General features: G+C 55.8%; 16 protein-coding genes. 6 read left to right on the top strand and 10 right to left on the bottom strand.

The window, feature by feature from the left end:
• Positions 1–453: 453 nt before the first annotated feature.
• The 8 genes from AC2FJZ_RS16250 to AC2FJZ_RS16215 all read right to left on the bottom strand — a co-directional run bounded on the left by AC2FJZ_RS16250 (position 454) and on the right by AC2FJZ_RS16215 (position 9,520).
• Entirely contained in the window at positions 454–1,947 is a 1,494-nt protein-coding gene (locus tag AC2FJZ_RS16250; protein WP_496778916.1) for a mannitol dehydrogenase family protein, read from the bottom strand.
• Positions 1,935–2,705, bottom strand: a complete 771-nt coding sequence (locus AC2FJZ_RS16245) for an L-iditol 2-dehydrogenase (RefSeq protein ID WP_496778914.1) — start codon at positions 2,703–2,705, stop codon at positions 1,935–1,937. The genes AC2FJZ_RS16250 and AC2FJZ_RS16245 overlap by 13 nt, the downstream gene beginning before the upstream one ends.
• Positions 2,705–3,709, bottom strand: coding sequence for an ABC transporter ATP-binding protein (locus tag AC2FJZ_RS16240; protein ID WP_496778912.1), 1,005 nt, complete (start codon positions 3,707–3,709; stop codon positions 2,705–2,707). Before AC2FJZ_RS16240 ends, AC2FJZ_RS16245 begins: the two co-directional genes overlap by 1 nt.
• Positions 3,710–3,718: 9 nt before the next feature.
• Positions 3,719–4,552 carry a carbohydrate ABC transporter permease gene (locus AC2FJZ_RS16235; RefSeq protein WP_050602632.1) on the bottom strand — a complete coding sequence of 278 codons (834 nt, stop codon included), beginning with the start codon at positions 4,550–4,552 and terminating at the stop codon, positions 3,719–3,721.
• A gap of 7 nt (positions 4,553–4,559) precedes the next feature.
• Complete coding sequence (locus AC2FJZ_RS16230; RefSeq protein WP_496672815.1) at positions 4,560–5,498, bottom strand: carbohydrate ABC transporter permease; 939 nt, start codon at positions 5,496–5,498, stop codon at positions 4,560–4,562.
• A gap of 173 nt (positions 5,499–5,671) precedes the next feature.
• Complete coding sequence (locus tag AC2FJZ_RS16225; RefSeq protein ID WP_050602630.1) at positions 5,672–6,964, bottom strand: ABC transporter substrate-binding protein; 1,293 nt, start codon at positions 6,962–6,964, stop codon at positions 5,672–5,674.
• A 116-nt stretch (positions 6,965–7,080) separates the two neighbouring features.
• A complete protein-coding gene (locus AC2FJZ_RS16220) occupies positions 7,081–8,112 on the bottom strand; it encodes a LacI family DNA-binding transcriptional regulator (RefSeq protein ID WP_496672818.1) in 1,032 nt (343 codons plus the stop codon).
• 421 nt (positions 8,113–8,533) lie between these two features.
• Positions 8,534–9,520 (bottom strand): GlxA family transcriptional regulator, encoded by a 987-nt coding sequence (locus tag AC2FJZ_RS16215; RefSeq protein WP_496778910.1) that lies wholly within the window; start codon positions 9,518–9,520, stop codon positions 8,534–8,536.
• Positions 9,521–9,653: 133 nt separating this feature from the next.
• On the opposite strand from AC2FJZ_RS16215, the gene bcoG reads away from it, so the two are divergent.
• The 4 genes from bcoG (at position 9,654) to AC2FJZ_RS16195 (ending at position 13,177) form a co-directional block, all read left to right on the top strand.
• The gene (bcoG, locus tag AC2FJZ_RS16210) at positions 9,654–10,568 is read left to right on the top strand and encodes a 3-dehydrocarnitine:acetyl-CoA trimethylamine transferase BcoG (RefSeq protein ID WP_050602243.1); all 915 of its coding nucleotides are present in this window, start codon (positions 9,654–9,656) and stop codon (positions 10,566–10,568) included.
• A 61-nt stretch (positions 10,569–10,629) separates the two neighbouring features.
• Entirely contained in the window at positions 10,630–10,947 is a 318-nt protein-coding gene (locus tag AC2FJZ_RS16205; protein ID WP_050602244.1) for a hypothetical protein, read from the top strand.
• Positions 10,948–10,955: 8 nt separating this feature from the next.
• Positions 10,956–12,422, top strand: a complete 1,467-nt coding sequence (locus AC2FJZ_RS16200; protein ID WP_496778908.1) for a carnitine 3-dehydrogenase — start codon at positions 10,956–10,958, stop codon at positions 12,420–12,422.
• Positions 12,419–13,177: an SDR family oxidoreductase gene (locus AC2FJZ_RS16195; RefSeq protein WP_496672830.1), complete on the top strand. Its 759-nt coding sequence runs from the start codon at positions 12,419–12,421 to the stop codon at positions 13,175–13,177. Before AC2FJZ_RS16200 ends, AC2FJZ_RS16195 begins: the two co-directional genes overlap by 4 nt.
• Before the next feature lies 1 nt (position 13,178).
• On the opposite strand, the gene AC2FJZ_RS16190 is transcribed toward AC2FJZ_RS16195, so the two are convergent.
• A complete protein-coding gene (locus tag AC2FJZ_RS16190; RefSeq protein WP_496672833.1) occupies positions 13,179–13,361 on the bottom strand; it encodes a hypothetical protein in 183 nt (60 codons plus the stop codon).
• A gap of 79 nt (positions 13,362–13,440) precedes the next feature.
• The gene (locus AC2FJZ_RS16185) at positions 13,441–14,310 is read right to left on the bottom strand and encodes a helix-turn-helix domain-containing protein (RefSeq protein WP_496778906.1); all 870 of its coding nucleotides are present in this window, start codon (positions 14,308–14,310) and stop codon (positions 13,441–13,443) included.
• 108 nt (positions 14,311–14,418) lie between these two features.
• On the opposite strand from AC2FJZ_RS16185, the gene AC2FJZ_RS16180 reads away from it, so the two are divergent.
• Together AC2FJZ_RS16180 and AC2FJZ_RS16175 are read left to right on the top strand one after the other, a co-directional pair.
• Complete coding sequence (locus tag AC2FJZ_RS16180) at positions 14,419–14,622, top strand: DUF2061 domain-containing protein (protein ID WP_050602249.1); 204 nt, start codon at positions 14,419–14,421, stop codon at positions 14,620–14,622.
• Positions 14,615–15,517 (top strand): fatty acid desaturase, encoded by a 903-nt coding sequence (locus tag AC2FJZ_RS16175; protein WP_496778904.1) that lies wholly within the window; start codon positions 14,615–14,617, stop codon positions 15,515–15,517. The genes AC2FJZ_RS16180 and AC2FJZ_RS16175 overlap by 8 nt, the downstream gene beginning before the upstream one ends.
• The last annotated feature ends 19 nt before the right edge of the window (positions 15,518–15,536 follow it).

The raw sequence follows: 15,536 nt of genomic DNA, 5'->3' as shown, positions 1-15,536 counted from the left end.
GCGCTGAAGACGAAACCGTTGTTGTCCCCTGTTGAGCGTGAGGGCGAGGAAACGGGCGAGAAGCAGAAATTCGCTGCAAACGAAAAAATCAATTCCCTATAAGAAAAAGGGGGCATTCGTTTGTGTCCTTTTTCCGTCTCTGAAATGAAGGAATGAATAGTCGCGCGTACTAAAAGTGGCCGCTACGTGTAGTGAAAGCTCAATTTATTTTGGAAATCGGTGTTCTAGAATTGGTTCACGTAAAACTTGGGCGCTGTGCGCTTGGATCAAGAAACTCCAAAACTTGGCCATTTTGCCAGTACAATCAAGTCAGACTCCGCATGATTTAATCAGGACTTTGAATGGACAAGTTTCATAGTCATTATTCCGGCTTCTGCAACGCTTAGCATGTCGATTAGGACATCTAGTTTACCCCAAAAGCCAGAGGTTCAAGTTACGCATGCGCAGATGATATCAGGCACAGGATTCTTCTCGAACACGGACGGCGTAAGCCTTCAATGCCGACTCGCAACCTTGCTCCCAGATCATCGGGAGCCATCTACAAAACGCCTCTGAGAAAGGACTCGGTTGAGCCAAGTCGCCGTAAATCCGATTTAGTTCTAGCCACGCCGTCGGACGTTCTTTCGCCGCTTTCGCCGTTTTGCAAAGATCATTCCAGATGGGATCATTTGCTTCGATCACACTCGCGTCTTCCCGCGTACCGAAACACATACGCGCCCAGAGAGCCTCGACCAGCGCCAATCCTTCAACACTGCGCCCAGCGGCAAGCTGATCGCGCAGGATGGGCAAGACAAAACCGGGGTGGCGAGCAGAACCGTCGAAGGCTACGCGGCGGGTTGTATCCACAATTCGGGGGTTCGAGAAGCGATCTTCGACGAGCTCTACATATTGTGCGGGCGTTTTGCCTGGCACAGCGGCGACTGTAGGTGCGATTTCTGTGCGTTGGACTGTGCCAAAAAACGCTGCAAGTTCGGAATGCGCCATACAATCTGCAATCGTTTCGATCCCCAGTATTTCACCGACATTTGCAATGACCTGATGACCAGCGTTCAGGATTCGGATTTTCATAGTCTCAAATGAATGAACATCGTCCGAGAAGGTCGCGCCCACTTTTTCCCAATTCGGCCGCCCTACGCAAAACTTATCCTCAATGACCCATTGGCGAAAGGCTTCGTGCGTGACCAGCGCATTGTCGATGATGCCAAAATCCGCGGCAAGCGCCAGCTCTTTGGGCCCATTGGAAGGTGCAATACAGTCAACCATGGAGTTTGGGAACGTCACTTCGGTGTCAATCCAATCAGCCAGATCTGCATCGGATAGGCGCGCTAAGGACACGACGGTTTGGCGCAGGATGTCCCCGTTCCCTTGCAGGTTGTCACAGCTGAGACAGGTGAACGGCCCATGACCGGCGGCATGGCGCAGGCGTAGAGCGGCGACAATTGCGCCGAAGGCGGTGATCGGCCTGTCGGGATTAGCCGCGTCGTGTTGCAGATCGGCGTGTGCGGCATCAAATTCCTTAGTGACCGGATCGATGTAGTAGCCGCTTTCAGTCACTGTCATTGCAACGATACGTATTGCGGGTTCCGCCATTTGAGAAATAAGCGTCGCATTGCTTTCTTCGATTGGCAGATAATCGATCATTGAGCCGATGACCTCGGCAGAGACATTTTTGGGATCAAGTTCAATCAGGGTGGTCAAACAATCCTGAGCAAGCAACTTCTCGCGCATGGCCGCGTCATATGGACGTACGCCAGCACCGATAATGGCCCAGTCCTTTGCTTGGTTTGCTTGCATCAGGCGATGTAGGTACCAGGCCTGATGAGCGCGATGAAAGTTGCCAACGCCGATATGAACAATTCCGGCTGTCAGGGTTGTGCGGTCATACCGAGGGTGTTCGACGGTCAATTGATCAAGTGTCGCGTTCGAAAGGGAGATTAGCTCATCCATTGTCCACCATCTACGTTATAGGTCTGCGCAACGATGTAATTTGCAGCATGACTTGCCAGAAAGACGGCCATACCTGTGAGGTCTTCTTTGGTGCCCATGCGCCCAAAGGGGACAGCGGCCCCAACTTCTCGCTTTTTTTGACCCAATTCTTTGTTCTCATATTTGGCAAAGAAGGCATCAACGGCGTCCCAGTGTTCACCGTCCACAACACCGGGGGAGATCGCATTGACGTTGATTCCGTGCTTGATCAAGTCTAGTCCGGTAGACTGGGTCAGGCTGATCACTGCCGCTTTGGTGGCGCAGTAAACGGCGACAAGGGGTTCTCCACGCCGACCTGCTTGAGAGGCCATGTTGATGATTTTTCCGCCTTGACCGCGTGCGATCATGTGGCGGGCAACGGCCTGCGTCATGAAAAGTGTGCCGGAGACGTTCACATCAAACACGCGAGAATAATCTGTGCGATTGATCTCAACCAGGGGTGCCGCCGTGAAAAGTGCCGCATTATTGATTAGGATATCGATCTGCCCAAAGTGATCGATCGTGCGATTTACCCCTTCATCAATACTGACCTGATCGGTTACGTCCATGGGCAGAGACCAAGCCTGTTCTCCGAGTTCATTGGCCGTTAAGGCGATGCTGTGCGCGTCAATGTCGGCAACCGCAACCTGAGCGCCTTCGCGGATATAAGCGGCTGCAATGGCTCGCCCGATTCCGCGAGCGGCTCCAGTAATAAGAGCTGTCTTTCGCGCCAGTTGCATCACTCGATCCTAAGACCTTGCGCATCAAACTTGTGAATTTGCGTTGCATCCGGTGTAAGATAGACCCGATCACCGTGTGTGAACGAAACATCACCTGCGGCACGCATGGTCATAGGGTCACAACCTTCAATGCCATGTATGTGGATGAATGTGTCAGATCCCAGGTGCTCTGCAACACCGACTGTCCCCTGCCACAAACCTTCCTTGTCCGAGATGCTTAAATGCTCAGGGCGAATACCAATGGTATCTGCAGCCTGTTCCTCAGCCAACGCACCTTCAATCAGATTCATTTTGGGGCTGCCGATAAAGCCCGCCACGAACTTATTGCGCGGACGGTGGTAAAGTTCCAGCGGAGAGCCGACCTGTTCGATTACACCTGCTTGCAACACGACTATCTTGTTGGCCATCGTCATAGCTTCAACCTGATCGTGGGTCACATAGATCATCGTAGTCTTCATACGTTCATGCATTTCAGTGATCTCGAGCCGCATACCGACCCGCAAAGCTGCATCGAGGTTCGATAAAGGTTCGTCGAAAAGGAACGCGGATGGGTCACGGACAATGGCACGGCCAATGGCTACACGCTGACGTTGACCACCGGACAATTGGCCTGGTTTACGGTCCAAATAGTCGGTCAGGTTCAACGAATTTGCCGCCGCTGTTATGCGTTTTTCTTGCTCCTCCTCGCTCATGCCTGCCATCCGCATTGGAAAAGCAATATTTTTGCGAACGCTCATGTGCGGATAGAGCGCATAGGTCTGGAACACCATGGCAAGTCCGCGTTTGGAAGGGGAGATCTCTGTCACGTCCTCATCATCGATGAGCACTTTACCAGACGTTGCGTCCTCTAAACCCGCGATTACACGCAATAGGGTGGATTTACCGCAGCCTGATGGTCCGACAAACACAGCGAACTCGCCGTCTTCGATAGTTAAGTTCAACGGCGGGATGACTTCTGTCGAGCCAAAGCTTTTGGTTACGTTTTCAAGTACAATACGTCCCATGATCTTTTCCTATTTCACGGCGCCAAAGGTGAGACCTTGGACCAATTGTTTTTGACAGAACCAGCCCAACACAATGATGGGGCCGACTGCAGCAGCAGAGACAGCGGAGAGACGCCCAAAGAATAGACCTTCCGGCGCACGGTTACCTTCGATGAGCTTGGAGAGTGTTGCCGCCTCGGTAGTTGTGAGCCGGACGGTCCAATAGGCCTCGTTCCAACAGAAGATAAAGCACAATAGCGCGGTTGAGGCGATGCCGCCCCAGGCCAGCGGAATGAGGATTTCTCGGATCTCTCCCCAGGTATTCACGCCATCCATCTGCCCCGCTTCGATAATCTCTTTCGGGATCTCCTTAAAGTAGGTGAAAAGCATCCAAATCACGATGGGCAGGTTGATCAACATCAACACCACAATGACCATAAAATGGGTGTCAAACAGACCAAGACTCTTTGTCAGAAAGGTCATCGGGTACAACACCGCCGCTGCAGGCAGCATTTTCGTGGAGAGCATCCACATCAATACGTCCTTGGTCGCGCGTGTCGGCTTGAATGCCATGGCGTAGGCGCATGGAATACCCACTGCGAGTGCGAAAACCGTGGCGAAGACAGAAGTGATGACCGAATTGGTCGCGAAGCGCCAGTAGTCGTAGTTTTCGGTCATGTTTAGGTAATTCTCCAACGTAGGTGTGAAGAAGAATAGGAACTCAGGTTTCACCGCATCAGCGTCCGTCTTGAAGCTCGTCAGAACCAGCCAGAAGATTGGGAAGAAGAACAGAAGTCCCACTGCCCAAGCCAATATAGCGCGGCCGATATCTCCGTATTTCGAGGATTGTGCAACAATGGCCATAGGTCTGTTACTCCATCAATGTCTTGCCGACCATCCGCAGCAAGAAAATCGCAACGATGTTGGCAAGGATTACGGCGAATATCCCCGTAGCAGAGGCCGCGCCGATGTTGTTGTTGGCGAATTCGCCGATCAAGTAAGGCAGGTTTTTGTTACCGTTGCCCCGGCTGACAATCTCAATCTCGGCATAGAGTGAGAGATGGAAGATCGCTTGGATCATCACTACGATCGCGATAGGCCGACCAAGGTGAGGCAGAGTCAGAAAGCGGAACTGCGACCACGCGCTGGCCCCATCCAGAATTGCCGCCTCTTTTTGCTGCTGATCCTCTGACTGTAACGACGTCATAAAGATTAGAACCGCAAATGGAGTCCATTGCCACGTGACCATCATGATCACAGCGTAGGCGGATGTCTGTGTGGCGCGGAAAGAAATTGGATTAAACTCCGGCCATAAGGAGAAGAATCCTCCGATCAACGGTGTGTTTCGAAGCCCGGCAACCGTCTCGTTTATTCCTGCGACCGCGATGCCCTGCAGGCCCAGAACAGGGTCAAGGATCATGTTGATCCACAACACCGCGTTCACGGCGGGCATCACAAAGAAGGGCGAAATCAGCAACACGCGAACGATTCCCTGGCCTGGGAAGGACTTGTTGATCAACACGGCAATCAATACTCCCAGAACAACGGTCAGGAAGAGAATGCTGCATACAATGAGAAGGCTATTCTGGATTGCGAACAGGAAGTCCTTGGACTTCAAAACAAACTCGTAGTTACCTAAACCGCGCCAGTTGCTTATAGATGGAGTTGTCCACTCAGGCCGACGCAGGTTGTTCAAGACGTAGCGGATAAACGAGAAGTAGAGCGTCATCGACAACGGCACTAGCATCCAGATCAGCAGTAAGATGACCGCTGGTGATTGAAGCGTGCGTGGAAGTTTTCTATTAGACATGGCTAAGGACCCCCGCGAAGCAAATTGCTCGCAATGATATCAATAATTTCGTAAGTGATCGGTGGTCAGGTTGCTGGAGAACAGGACTTCTGTAAACCGCTGGTCTCTCAGCGCGAATAGTATTGGAGAGGGCCCGGATGAACCGGACCATCCATGTTATTCAAAGTCGTAGCTTAGTAGCCTGCTTCTTCCATGATGGATGCAGCAGCAGCCTGTGAAGCCGCCAAAGCGTCATCGACAGATTTGGCGCCAGACAGAGCAGCCGCGATTTCCTGCGCAACAGCGGAACCCACCTCTGGGAACTCAGGTATCGCTGCGAACTGAACACCAACGTATGGTTTCAGGTCTGTCGCTTCAGGTGCGGCTGACTCAATCGCTGCCATCTCAGCTGCTGCGAAACCTGCAACAGCTTGGAATTCGGGCAGAGCGTACGTTGATGCACGCTGACCTGTAGGGACTTTCGCCCAGCCGAACTCAGGGTGGTTCCCAACGGCCTGCACATAATCTTTGGAAGTAGCCCACTCGATGAAGGCTTTTGCTTCTTCCGCATTAGGTGTTCCGGCAGGAACAGCCATTGCCCACGCCCACAGCCAGTTCGCGCCAACTGGGTTACCAGCGTTTGGCGACTGCGCGTATTCAACACCGTCAACGGTCAAGAAGGAAGCTGCGATCGTAGCGTCGATCCACATGCCGCACTTGCCTTCGTTGTAGAGAGCGAGGATTTCGTTGAAGGAGTTTCCTTCCGATCCAGGAGGACCATAGTTGCCCAAGAGGTCAACGTAGAAGTTGATTGCTGCTTTCCATTCGTCTGAATCGATGGTCGGTTTGAAATCCGCGTCGAACCAGGCACCACCGAAAGAATTTACCATAGTGGTGACGAAGGCCATATTGTCGCCCCAACCCGGCTTGCCGCGCAAACACGCACCGTAAATGCCGTTGTCAGGGTCATGCATTGCTGCCGCCGCCGCTTTGATATTGTCCCAGCTGTCGTTGTCAGCGATGGTTACACCTGCAGCGTCGGTCAGGTCTTTACGATACATAACCATGGAGCTTTCGCCGTAGAACGGTGCCGCATACATAGTGCCCTCGTGGGACAGACCAGCGCGAATTGCGGGCAGGATGTCGTCAGCGTCATAATCGGCACCGAAGTCCAGGGCCTCGATCCAACCAGCTGCACCCCAGATGGGCGCTTCCTGCATGCCGATGTTAATGACATCGTACTGACCGCCTCCGGTTGCGGTATCGGACGTGACTTGCTCACGCAGAACGCCTTCTTCGAGAGAAACCCAATTGAGTTTTACACCGGTTTCTTCTGTGTAGGCTTCTGCAACTTTCTGCATGTTGATCATGTGACCGTTGTTCACGATCGCGATTGTCAGTTCTTTGGCGTGACCGTCGGCAAGTGCGCCGCTGACTGCAAAAAGTGACACCGCCGTGGCAGAGAGTAGTGCTTTCTTGATGGACATCCCAATTTCCTCCTCCTTGGGTGATAAATAGGACGATACCGGGTGTCGCAACGCGAAGTCAATTAAAAATTTGCGCGCGTAAATATTTAGGTAATTTATTTATTGTAATGAATTGCTTAGGCGGAATCTCTCATGACTAATCGTCCCTCAAAGGTGGTTTCCGTACGTTCTGAAAGGCGCTCACCTTGCTCAAGCATCTCGAAAAGATCGTTGAATGCACGATTCGCGATGGCTTCATAGTCCTGCGCGATTGTGGTCAACGGAGGACAGGTGAATTTGGAGAAGGGGTGGTCGTCATGGCCAGCCACCCTTATGTCGCAACCCTCAGTGTGACCCACGCGTAGCCCAAGGCCGTAAGCTGCGGACAGCATGCCAATTGCCAAACGGTCATTGCTGCATAACACAGTGTTGGTGCTGAATGCTTTGGAAGATAGCAGCCGACCGCCTTCGGTTTTCCCGATTTCCTCGAAATGCCAACCCTCACCATCAGCCTGAAAAATAGACGGTTCACGTCCGTGCCTTTGCATGCTGTCGAGATAAGCCTGACGGCGCTTGTTGGCGTTTGGATTCGAGGGGGATTTCATTTCAAAAAAGCAGGGCGGCTCGCCACTGCGACACAGATACTCAACCATCATATCCACACTTTGCGCATTGTCCGTCCCCACAAATGCCTGACCGACGTCGCCTATATTGGCGTCAAAAAGAACTAAGGGGAAATCATGGCTGATGTCTTTAACCGCGTCCTCGTCGGACATTCGGCCAAAGGGGGCAAGCAACACACCAGCTGGTTTCAAGGACCGCAAAGACAGCAAGTTTTCTCGTTCCATCTCGGGGCGACCATGAGAACTTGCCAAAATTGGGCTGTAGCCAGCGTCTATACACGCAAGTTCGACCCGCCTGGCGATCTCGGAGAAAAATGGGTCTGCAAGGTTCGGGACCACAATGCCGATGTTCTTTGTCGTGCGCCGGTTTTGATTCATTGCAAAGACGTTAGGCTGGTAATCGTACTTCTTCAATGAGGCCTCGATCCTTGCTCGTGTTGAAGCGCGCACACTACCGGGATCATTGAAATACTTCGACACAGTGGGCCGCGAGATGCCGCTTATTGCAGCAAATTCTTCCATATTGCGAATTTTCGAGTATCTCATTTTTACACCTGATGACGAAAAAGATGGCGCGCGGCAACTTAAATACTTTACGAAGTGCCCCGGCGTCACGTCAAGGGATTACCCGGATTTGGTCGCTTTGTGCTCCGCCGGCGACGTAGAAATTCCACTTATTACAAACTTGAGCGACATGCCACTGAGGTGAAGTTGCTAATCTTAACACTTGCGGATTGGCGGCGATGCGGGGTGCATGCGCCGCATCGCCAATCGATTGAGAACCACAGCTTTGGGTCAGGTTTTGACGTTCGCACTTGAGGCAATGTTTCAGAAAGACCCCAATCAGAATTGAGCACTTCTTGACCACATTTGAAAGTGCAACTTTCGAACGGGCCAAGGGCTCTGCCCCCGTCGCGCTGCGCACGCCTCCCCCGGGATATTTTTGGCCAGATGAAGTTGGATCCCGTCAGTGATGGGTGGGATGCGCGCGCTCTTGTCTGAGATCGCGGGCTGACAGGCCGTGTGTCGTGCGGAAGGCGCGGGCGAAGCTGGATTGTGATGCGAATCCGGTGGCCAGCGCCACTTCCATCAGGGGCATGTCGGTATCGGTGACCAGACGGCGCGCCTCGGCCAGGCGGAGTTGCAGATAATGATCCTGCGGCGTGGTGTTCAGGCGCAGGCGAAACTGTTGCTGCAAGGTGCGTGGACTGGTGCCCAGTCGGTCTGCGATATAGGCAAGCGGCAAGGGGTCATCCAAAGATTCCTGCATCAGTGAGTTGGCCTTGGCGGTCAAAGCCGTGTGGCGGTGCGGCGCGCCAGTGCGGCTTTGCGGTTTGGCAGGGTCCGGCGCACCCTCATAGAGGAACAGGCCCGATACGCGTGCGGCGAAACCTGCGCCGTGACGGGCGGCGATGATGTGCAGCATCATCTCGACCGCCGGGATCGCTCCGCCCGATGTCAGCCGGGCGTCCGAGACAGTGAAGCGGTCGGGGCGTACATCCACTTCCGGGAAGCGGTCGGCGAAGTTTTCCAGGTCTTCCCAATGAGTGGTGGCAGCGTGACCGTCCAGCAGGCCAGCCTCGGCCAGCAGCCAGGGGCCGCCATCGATGCCAGCCATCGTTGCGCCGGTGCCTGCAATGCGGCGCAGACCGGCCAGCAGGCTGGGGGTGGCGTGGCGGGCCAGTTGGAAGCCTGCGACAACGATCATCAGATCACAGCTTTGCAGCCGCGCCAGCGGAATGCCGGGCACTTGCAGGGCGCTGGTCAGCATTGCGGGTTCTGGTGTGGCTGTCACGTAGTCCCAGTCAAAGGCCGGGCGGTCGGCAAGACGGTTGGCTGCACGCATCGGGTCGACGGCCGAGGCAAAGCTGAGCGTGTTGCAGTCATCAAGCACCAGCACCGCCGTTTTCAGGGCGCGATGTTCGGGTTGCAGTATGTTTTTTGCGGATTGCATCAAGTTCGATTCGCATTCTGCCAAGTTGTTTCCCCAAAGCTGCGCCAGAGTCGGGTACGAACGCAAATCGGAATCCGGGGAAAAGCCTGGGGAAAACTCAGGTCAAAACCGGGTATAACTTGGGGAAAACACTATGCCTCTGGAAATGAACCGCGACGTCTTCATTACCTGCGCCGTGACGGGCTCGGGTGGAACACAGGATCGTAGCCCTCATGTGCCACGCTCGCCGCAGCAGATTGCCGACAGCGCGATAGCTGCCGCCAAGGCCGGGGCCGCGGTTGTACATTGCCATGTACGCGACCCCGAGACCGGCGCGCCAAGCCGCCGGTTGGATTTGTATCGCGAGGTGACGGACCGGATTCGCGACGCCGATGTGGATGTTGTTCTGAACCTGACGGCTGGAATGGGCGGGGACATTGTCTTTGGCGGCGTCGAAAGCCCATTCCCGGTGAACGAGGCCGGAACCGACATGATCGGCGCGTCGGAACGGGTAGCACATATTGCCGAATGCCTGCCCGAGATCTGCACACTGGATTGCGGCACCATGAACTTTGCCGAGGCCGACTATGTCATGACCAACACCCCCGGTGCGCTGCGCGCCATGGGACAGATGATGACGGATATGGGTGTAAAGCCCGAGATCGAAGCCTTTGACACCGGGCATCTGTGGTTTGCCAAGCAGTTGGTGAAAGAAGGGATTTTGGAACCCAATGCCCTGGTCCAGCTGTGCATGGGCGTACCGTGGGGCGCGCCGGACGATCTGAATACCTTCATGGCGATGGTCAACAATGTGCCTGACGATTGGACGTTCAGCGCATTCGCGCTGGGTCGCAACCAGATGGCCTATGTGGGGGCATCGGTGCTAGCGGGCGGCAACGTGCGTGTCGGGCTCGAAGACAACCTGTGGCTGGGCAAGGGCGAATTGGCCGAGAACTGGCAACTGGTCGAACGGGCGGGGACCATCATTGAGAATATGGGCGCGCGAGTCATAGGGCCGCAAGAGGTGCGCGAGAAACTGGGGCTGGTGAAACGCGCGCCAAAGGGCTGATCTGCTTGCGTCGGGTGACAAAATCGGAAAGCTCAGGGGTGTCAGCAGAAGGATGATAACCATGCGGGCGGTTGTTGTAACATGCGCGGCCATTATGGCGGTATGCCTGCCCCGAGAAGGGGCGGCACAACCCACAGAGGACGCCTCAGCCCGTCAGGAGTGCGAAGCCAAGGGGGGACGCTATGAGGTAGGCGGGCGGATCCAGCAGTTTATCTGCTTTGAACCCTTGCCCGACGCCGGAGCGTCCTGCGAAAAAGCCTCCGATTGTGCAGGGTTCTGCCTATCGGACACCAAACAATGCAGTGCCATCACGCCAAAATTCGGATGCACCGCGCATCTGGACGAGGCGGGTCAGGCGCAAGTGATCTGTATCGATTAGAGGACGACATGACAAAGACGGCAGCAATCATCGGGGGTGGGGTTATCGGCGGCGGATGGGCCGCGCGGTTCCTGCTGAATGGCTGGGACGTACGGGTGTTCGACCCTGACCCGGAAGCGGAACGCAAAATCGGTGAAGTCCTAGATAATGCGCGGCGGTCGCTGCCGGGCCTGAGTGACGTGCCATTGCCGCCCGAAGGCGCGTTGAGCTTTCACGACGACTTGACCGACGCCGTACAGGGCGCGACGTGGATTCAAGAAAGTGTGCCCGAGCAACTGGAGCTGAAGCTGAAGGTTTACAAAGGGTTGCAGGAGGCTTGTGATCCCAGTGCGATCATCGGATCCTCGACCAGTGGTTTCAAGCCGTCCGAGTTGCAGGAGGGCGCGCTGCGGCCCGAACAGATCGTCGTGACGCATCCGTTCAATCCGGTCTACCTGTTACCACTGATCGAGTTGGTTCCAACCGACAAGAACCCGCCCGAGATGGTCACGCGGGCGCAGGAGCTGCTTAAATCGGTGGGATTTTTCCCACTGCACATCAAAAAAGAGATCGACGCGCATATCGCCGACCGTTTTCTGGAAGCTGTTTGGCGTGAGGCACTGTGGCTGGTCAAGGACGGCATCGCGACAACGGAAGAGGTGGATGAGGCAATCCGCATGGGATTCGGCATCCGCTGGGCGCAGATGGGTTTGTTCGAAACTTATCGCGTTGCGGGCGGTGAAGCGGGGATGCGGCATTTCATGGCGCAGTTCGGCCCGGCACTGAAATGGCCGTGGACCAAGCTGATGGATGTGCCCGAATTCACCGACGAACTGGTCGACATGATCGCCGATCAGTCGGACGCGCAATCGGGAATGCATTCGATCCGCGAGTTGGAGCGTATTCGCGACAACAACCTTGTGGGCATGATGCGGGCACTCAAGGCGCAGAATTACGGGGCGGGCGCGGTGCTGAACCAGCATGATGCACTGCTGAAACCGGGTGCCTTGCCGACTCTGGATCAGGCGGATCTGAGTCAGCCAATCCTGACCCTGTCCCGAGCCGTCCCGTTGGATTGGACGGACTACAATGGCCACATGAATGAGGCGAAGTATCTGGAAGCCTTTGCCGCCGCCACGGACCGTTTCATGGAGATCATCGGATGCGATATGGAGTACATATCGTCGGGCAGCAGCTATTTCACCGCAGAAAACCACATTCGTTACATCGACGAGGTCCATGCGGGTGCAAAGATCGAGGTGCGCACGCAGATGCTGCTGGGGCAGGGCAAGAAGCTGCACGTGTTCCACAGCATGTATGAAGGCGACAAGTTGCTGGCCACGGGCGAAAGCTTCTTGCTGCATGTCAGTCTCGAGACGCGCCGACCGGGTCCTCCGTCTCCTGAGATTGAGGCGGCGATGGCGCGGATTGCAGAGGCTCAGTCCGCGTTGCCTTACCCAGAAGGCGCGGGGGCCGGTATTCGGAAGCCGTCATGAACCGAAGGGTTCTGGTGACGGCTGGCGCGTCCGGTGTCGGTTGTGCCATGGCGCAGGCATTTGACGCCGCTGGATATGAGGTCTGGGTCACGGATATCGATCAGGCCGCGCTAAGTTCTGTGCCGGGTCATTGGACGACACATTCCGCCAATGCCTCGGATGAGGCTGATATGCGCGGTGTCTTTGAGGCTGTTTCAGAGGCAGGTGGGTTGGATACCCTGTGTGCCAATGCCGGAATTGCGGGGCCAACAGATGCAATCGAAGACATCGACCTGACAGCATGGCGGGCCTGCATTGCGGTCAATCTGGACGGAGCGTTTCTGGCCGCCAAATATGCCGCGCCTTTGATGAAATCGGCACGCTCGGGCAGCATCATCCTGACCTCGTCGACGGCAGGTCAGTACGGCTATCCGTTCCGCGCGCCGTATGCTTCGGCAAAATGGGCGGTGATTGGTCTGATGAAAACGCTTGCGATGGAGCTGGGTCCGCATGGCATACGCGCAAACGCCATATGCCCGGGCGCAGTGGAAGGCCCGCGCATGGAGGGTGTTCTGGCCCGTGAGGCAGAAGCCAAAGGCATGAGCCGCGAAGCCGTGTACCAAGGCTATGCCTCGGGCACGTCCATGGGGTGCTTTGTCGAGGCGCAGGATATCGCCAATATGGCCGTTTTCCTGGCGTCCGACGCGGCGCGGCTGGTGTCGGGTCAGGTCATCGCCGTGGACGGCCATACGGTCAATCCTGACCCGAAGCTGTAATCTAGCCCTGGTTTGGCCCTCTGATCTGTCGGATGGACTGGCGGACCGCCTGCCAGTCCTGTGCTTGCTGCTGGTTTCCGGCAGCCTCGCATTCGCGCATTTTCTGCGCAGCTTCCGCCTCGGCGCGGTCTCCGTGAGCGGCATAAAGGGCACGTGCGTATTGAGCCGTTTGTATTGCGTCCATTCCTGTGGTCCTCCGTCTGTGATCGGAATGCCCGAAGGTTCGCGCCAAGGGACAATAGCACAGTATCGACCAGCCTGCATCAAGTGCCTTCGGAAATCCTGGATCTGAGCTGTCGCAAGTGGTTGGGAAAGTTCCGGGCAGTCACGTCGGCCTCGCGGACAAGCGTGTCGAAGTGGCGGGTAAAGGTTTCGATTCGGTCCCGGTCGCGGAACGCCATATAGTGACTGCCCGCGTAAAACACGCAAAGCAGGGGGCCGAAAACCGTCACCGGAGCGCAATAAAGCCGTTTGGCATCGAACAGATAGATACGCATTCTGGGGTAAAGCTGATCACATAATGCAAGCAGGCGGTCGATCTGTTCCAGCCGCACCTGCGGGTTGAGGCCGTGATAATACCCTGTGGCGCTTGCAAAGCTCTCGATCTCGAACAGGGGCATGGCGATTTCATAGTCCGATTGCGCACTGCGCATCCAGGTCAACCTGTCCTCGGACGCGCCGATGGCCTGATCCGACGTTCGCCCCAGATGCGGGGCATATTCCCATTCCAGCACGGCACGGGTCTTGAGCATGTCAGGCAGTTTGGCCGGGACATAGCGAATCTTGTAGCCAGCGGCCTCTTTGTGCCACTCGAAGATCCGTTCATCGACCAGCGCGCGGGGGGCTTTGGTAAAGGTCAGAGAGCCGGCCAGAATCTCGGCCGCGCTTTCAGGCCTGTCGGAAAGGCTCAGCAACCAGTCGGCGGATACGCCGAGCGCGGTCGCACATCCCCCGACCACATGCGCGTTAGGCAGACGCGCGCCATGCCCGGTCAAAAGCTGCGATACGGTCGAGCGGTCCACACCGATGTCACGCGCAAGCGCGCTTTGGGTGACGTTGCGCTGTTCCATCGCACGGGCAAGGCGTTGTCGAAACTGCGCGGCGCGATCTCTTTTGTCCACTCTATTCTGCATATGGTGACAAATAACACAGTTGCTGAATTTTGTTAATCATATTCGGAATTTCCACCATGACCATCGAACTGTAACCCTTTGAAAAAAGCAAAAAGACTGAGGGTCGGAATGGAAACTCGACAAAGATCTGTCGTGAAAGCAATCGTTTGGAATGTCATGGGGCTTGTCACCATGACTGTGGTGGGGCTGATTGCCACGGGCTCGGCCACTGTGGGCGGGGCGGTGGCGGTGGTGAACACGGCCATTGGCCTGACCATGTACCTGATCTACGAGCGGGTTTGGGCAGGCATCTCGTGGGGGCGCAATGGCTGAGCGACCCACATCCCAACACCCTGAATGGGGCACGTTTTTCCTGATCATTGCCTGTTATACGGCGTGGATTGCCGGGCTGTTCTGGCTGGCGAGCGTGTCGGTGTGGCTGGCCGTGCCAGCCCTGGCTGTTGTCGCGGCATTGCATTCGTCACTGACGCATGAGGCCCTGCACGGTCACCCGTTTCGTACAAAATGGATTAACGAGGCGCTTTTGGCGCTGCCGCTCACGCTGTTCATCCCGTTTAATCGTTTTCGGGATCTGCATCTGGCGCATCATCTGGATGCCGCGCTGACCGATCCGTATGACGACCCGGAATCGAACTATCTTGACCCCAAGGTCTGGTCGAAATTATCGCGTGGCGTACAGCTGCTTCTGACGCTGAACAACGCGCTTCTTGGGCGCATGATATTGGGCCCAGCCATCGGGCAGGTTCTGTTTCTGCGTGACGAATGGCGTGGATTGCGGCACTGGGACAAAGACATCCTGCTGGCCTGGGCTTTGCACCTGCCGGGTGTTGCGGTGGTGCTGTGGGTGGTTGCGCAGTCGGCGCTGCCGGTCTGGGCCTATCTTATCTCGGCCTATCTAGGGCTGTCTCTATTGAAAATACGCACCTTTCTGGAGCACCGCGCGCATGAGAAGTCACGGGCGCGCACGGTCATCATCGAAGATCGGGGACCGCTGGCTTTTTTGTTTCTGAACAATAACCTGCACGTGGTTCATCACATGAACCCCAACGCCCCCTGGTATCACCTGCCGCAACTGTACCGGGACGGCCGAGACAGGTATCTGGCCTGTAATGAGGCATACGTATACCGGTCTTATGCGCAGATTTTCCGGCAGTACTTGTGGCGCGCGAAAGACCCTGTGCCGCATCCGCTCTGGCCAAAGTCCTGATTTGACGACACAACGGGTG

This window comes from Ruegeria sp. CDSA079 (assembly GCF_059612245.1).
The sequence above is the reverse complement of the archived record's forward strand: the minus strand, read 5'-3'. Positions and strand labels throughout refer to the sequence as shown.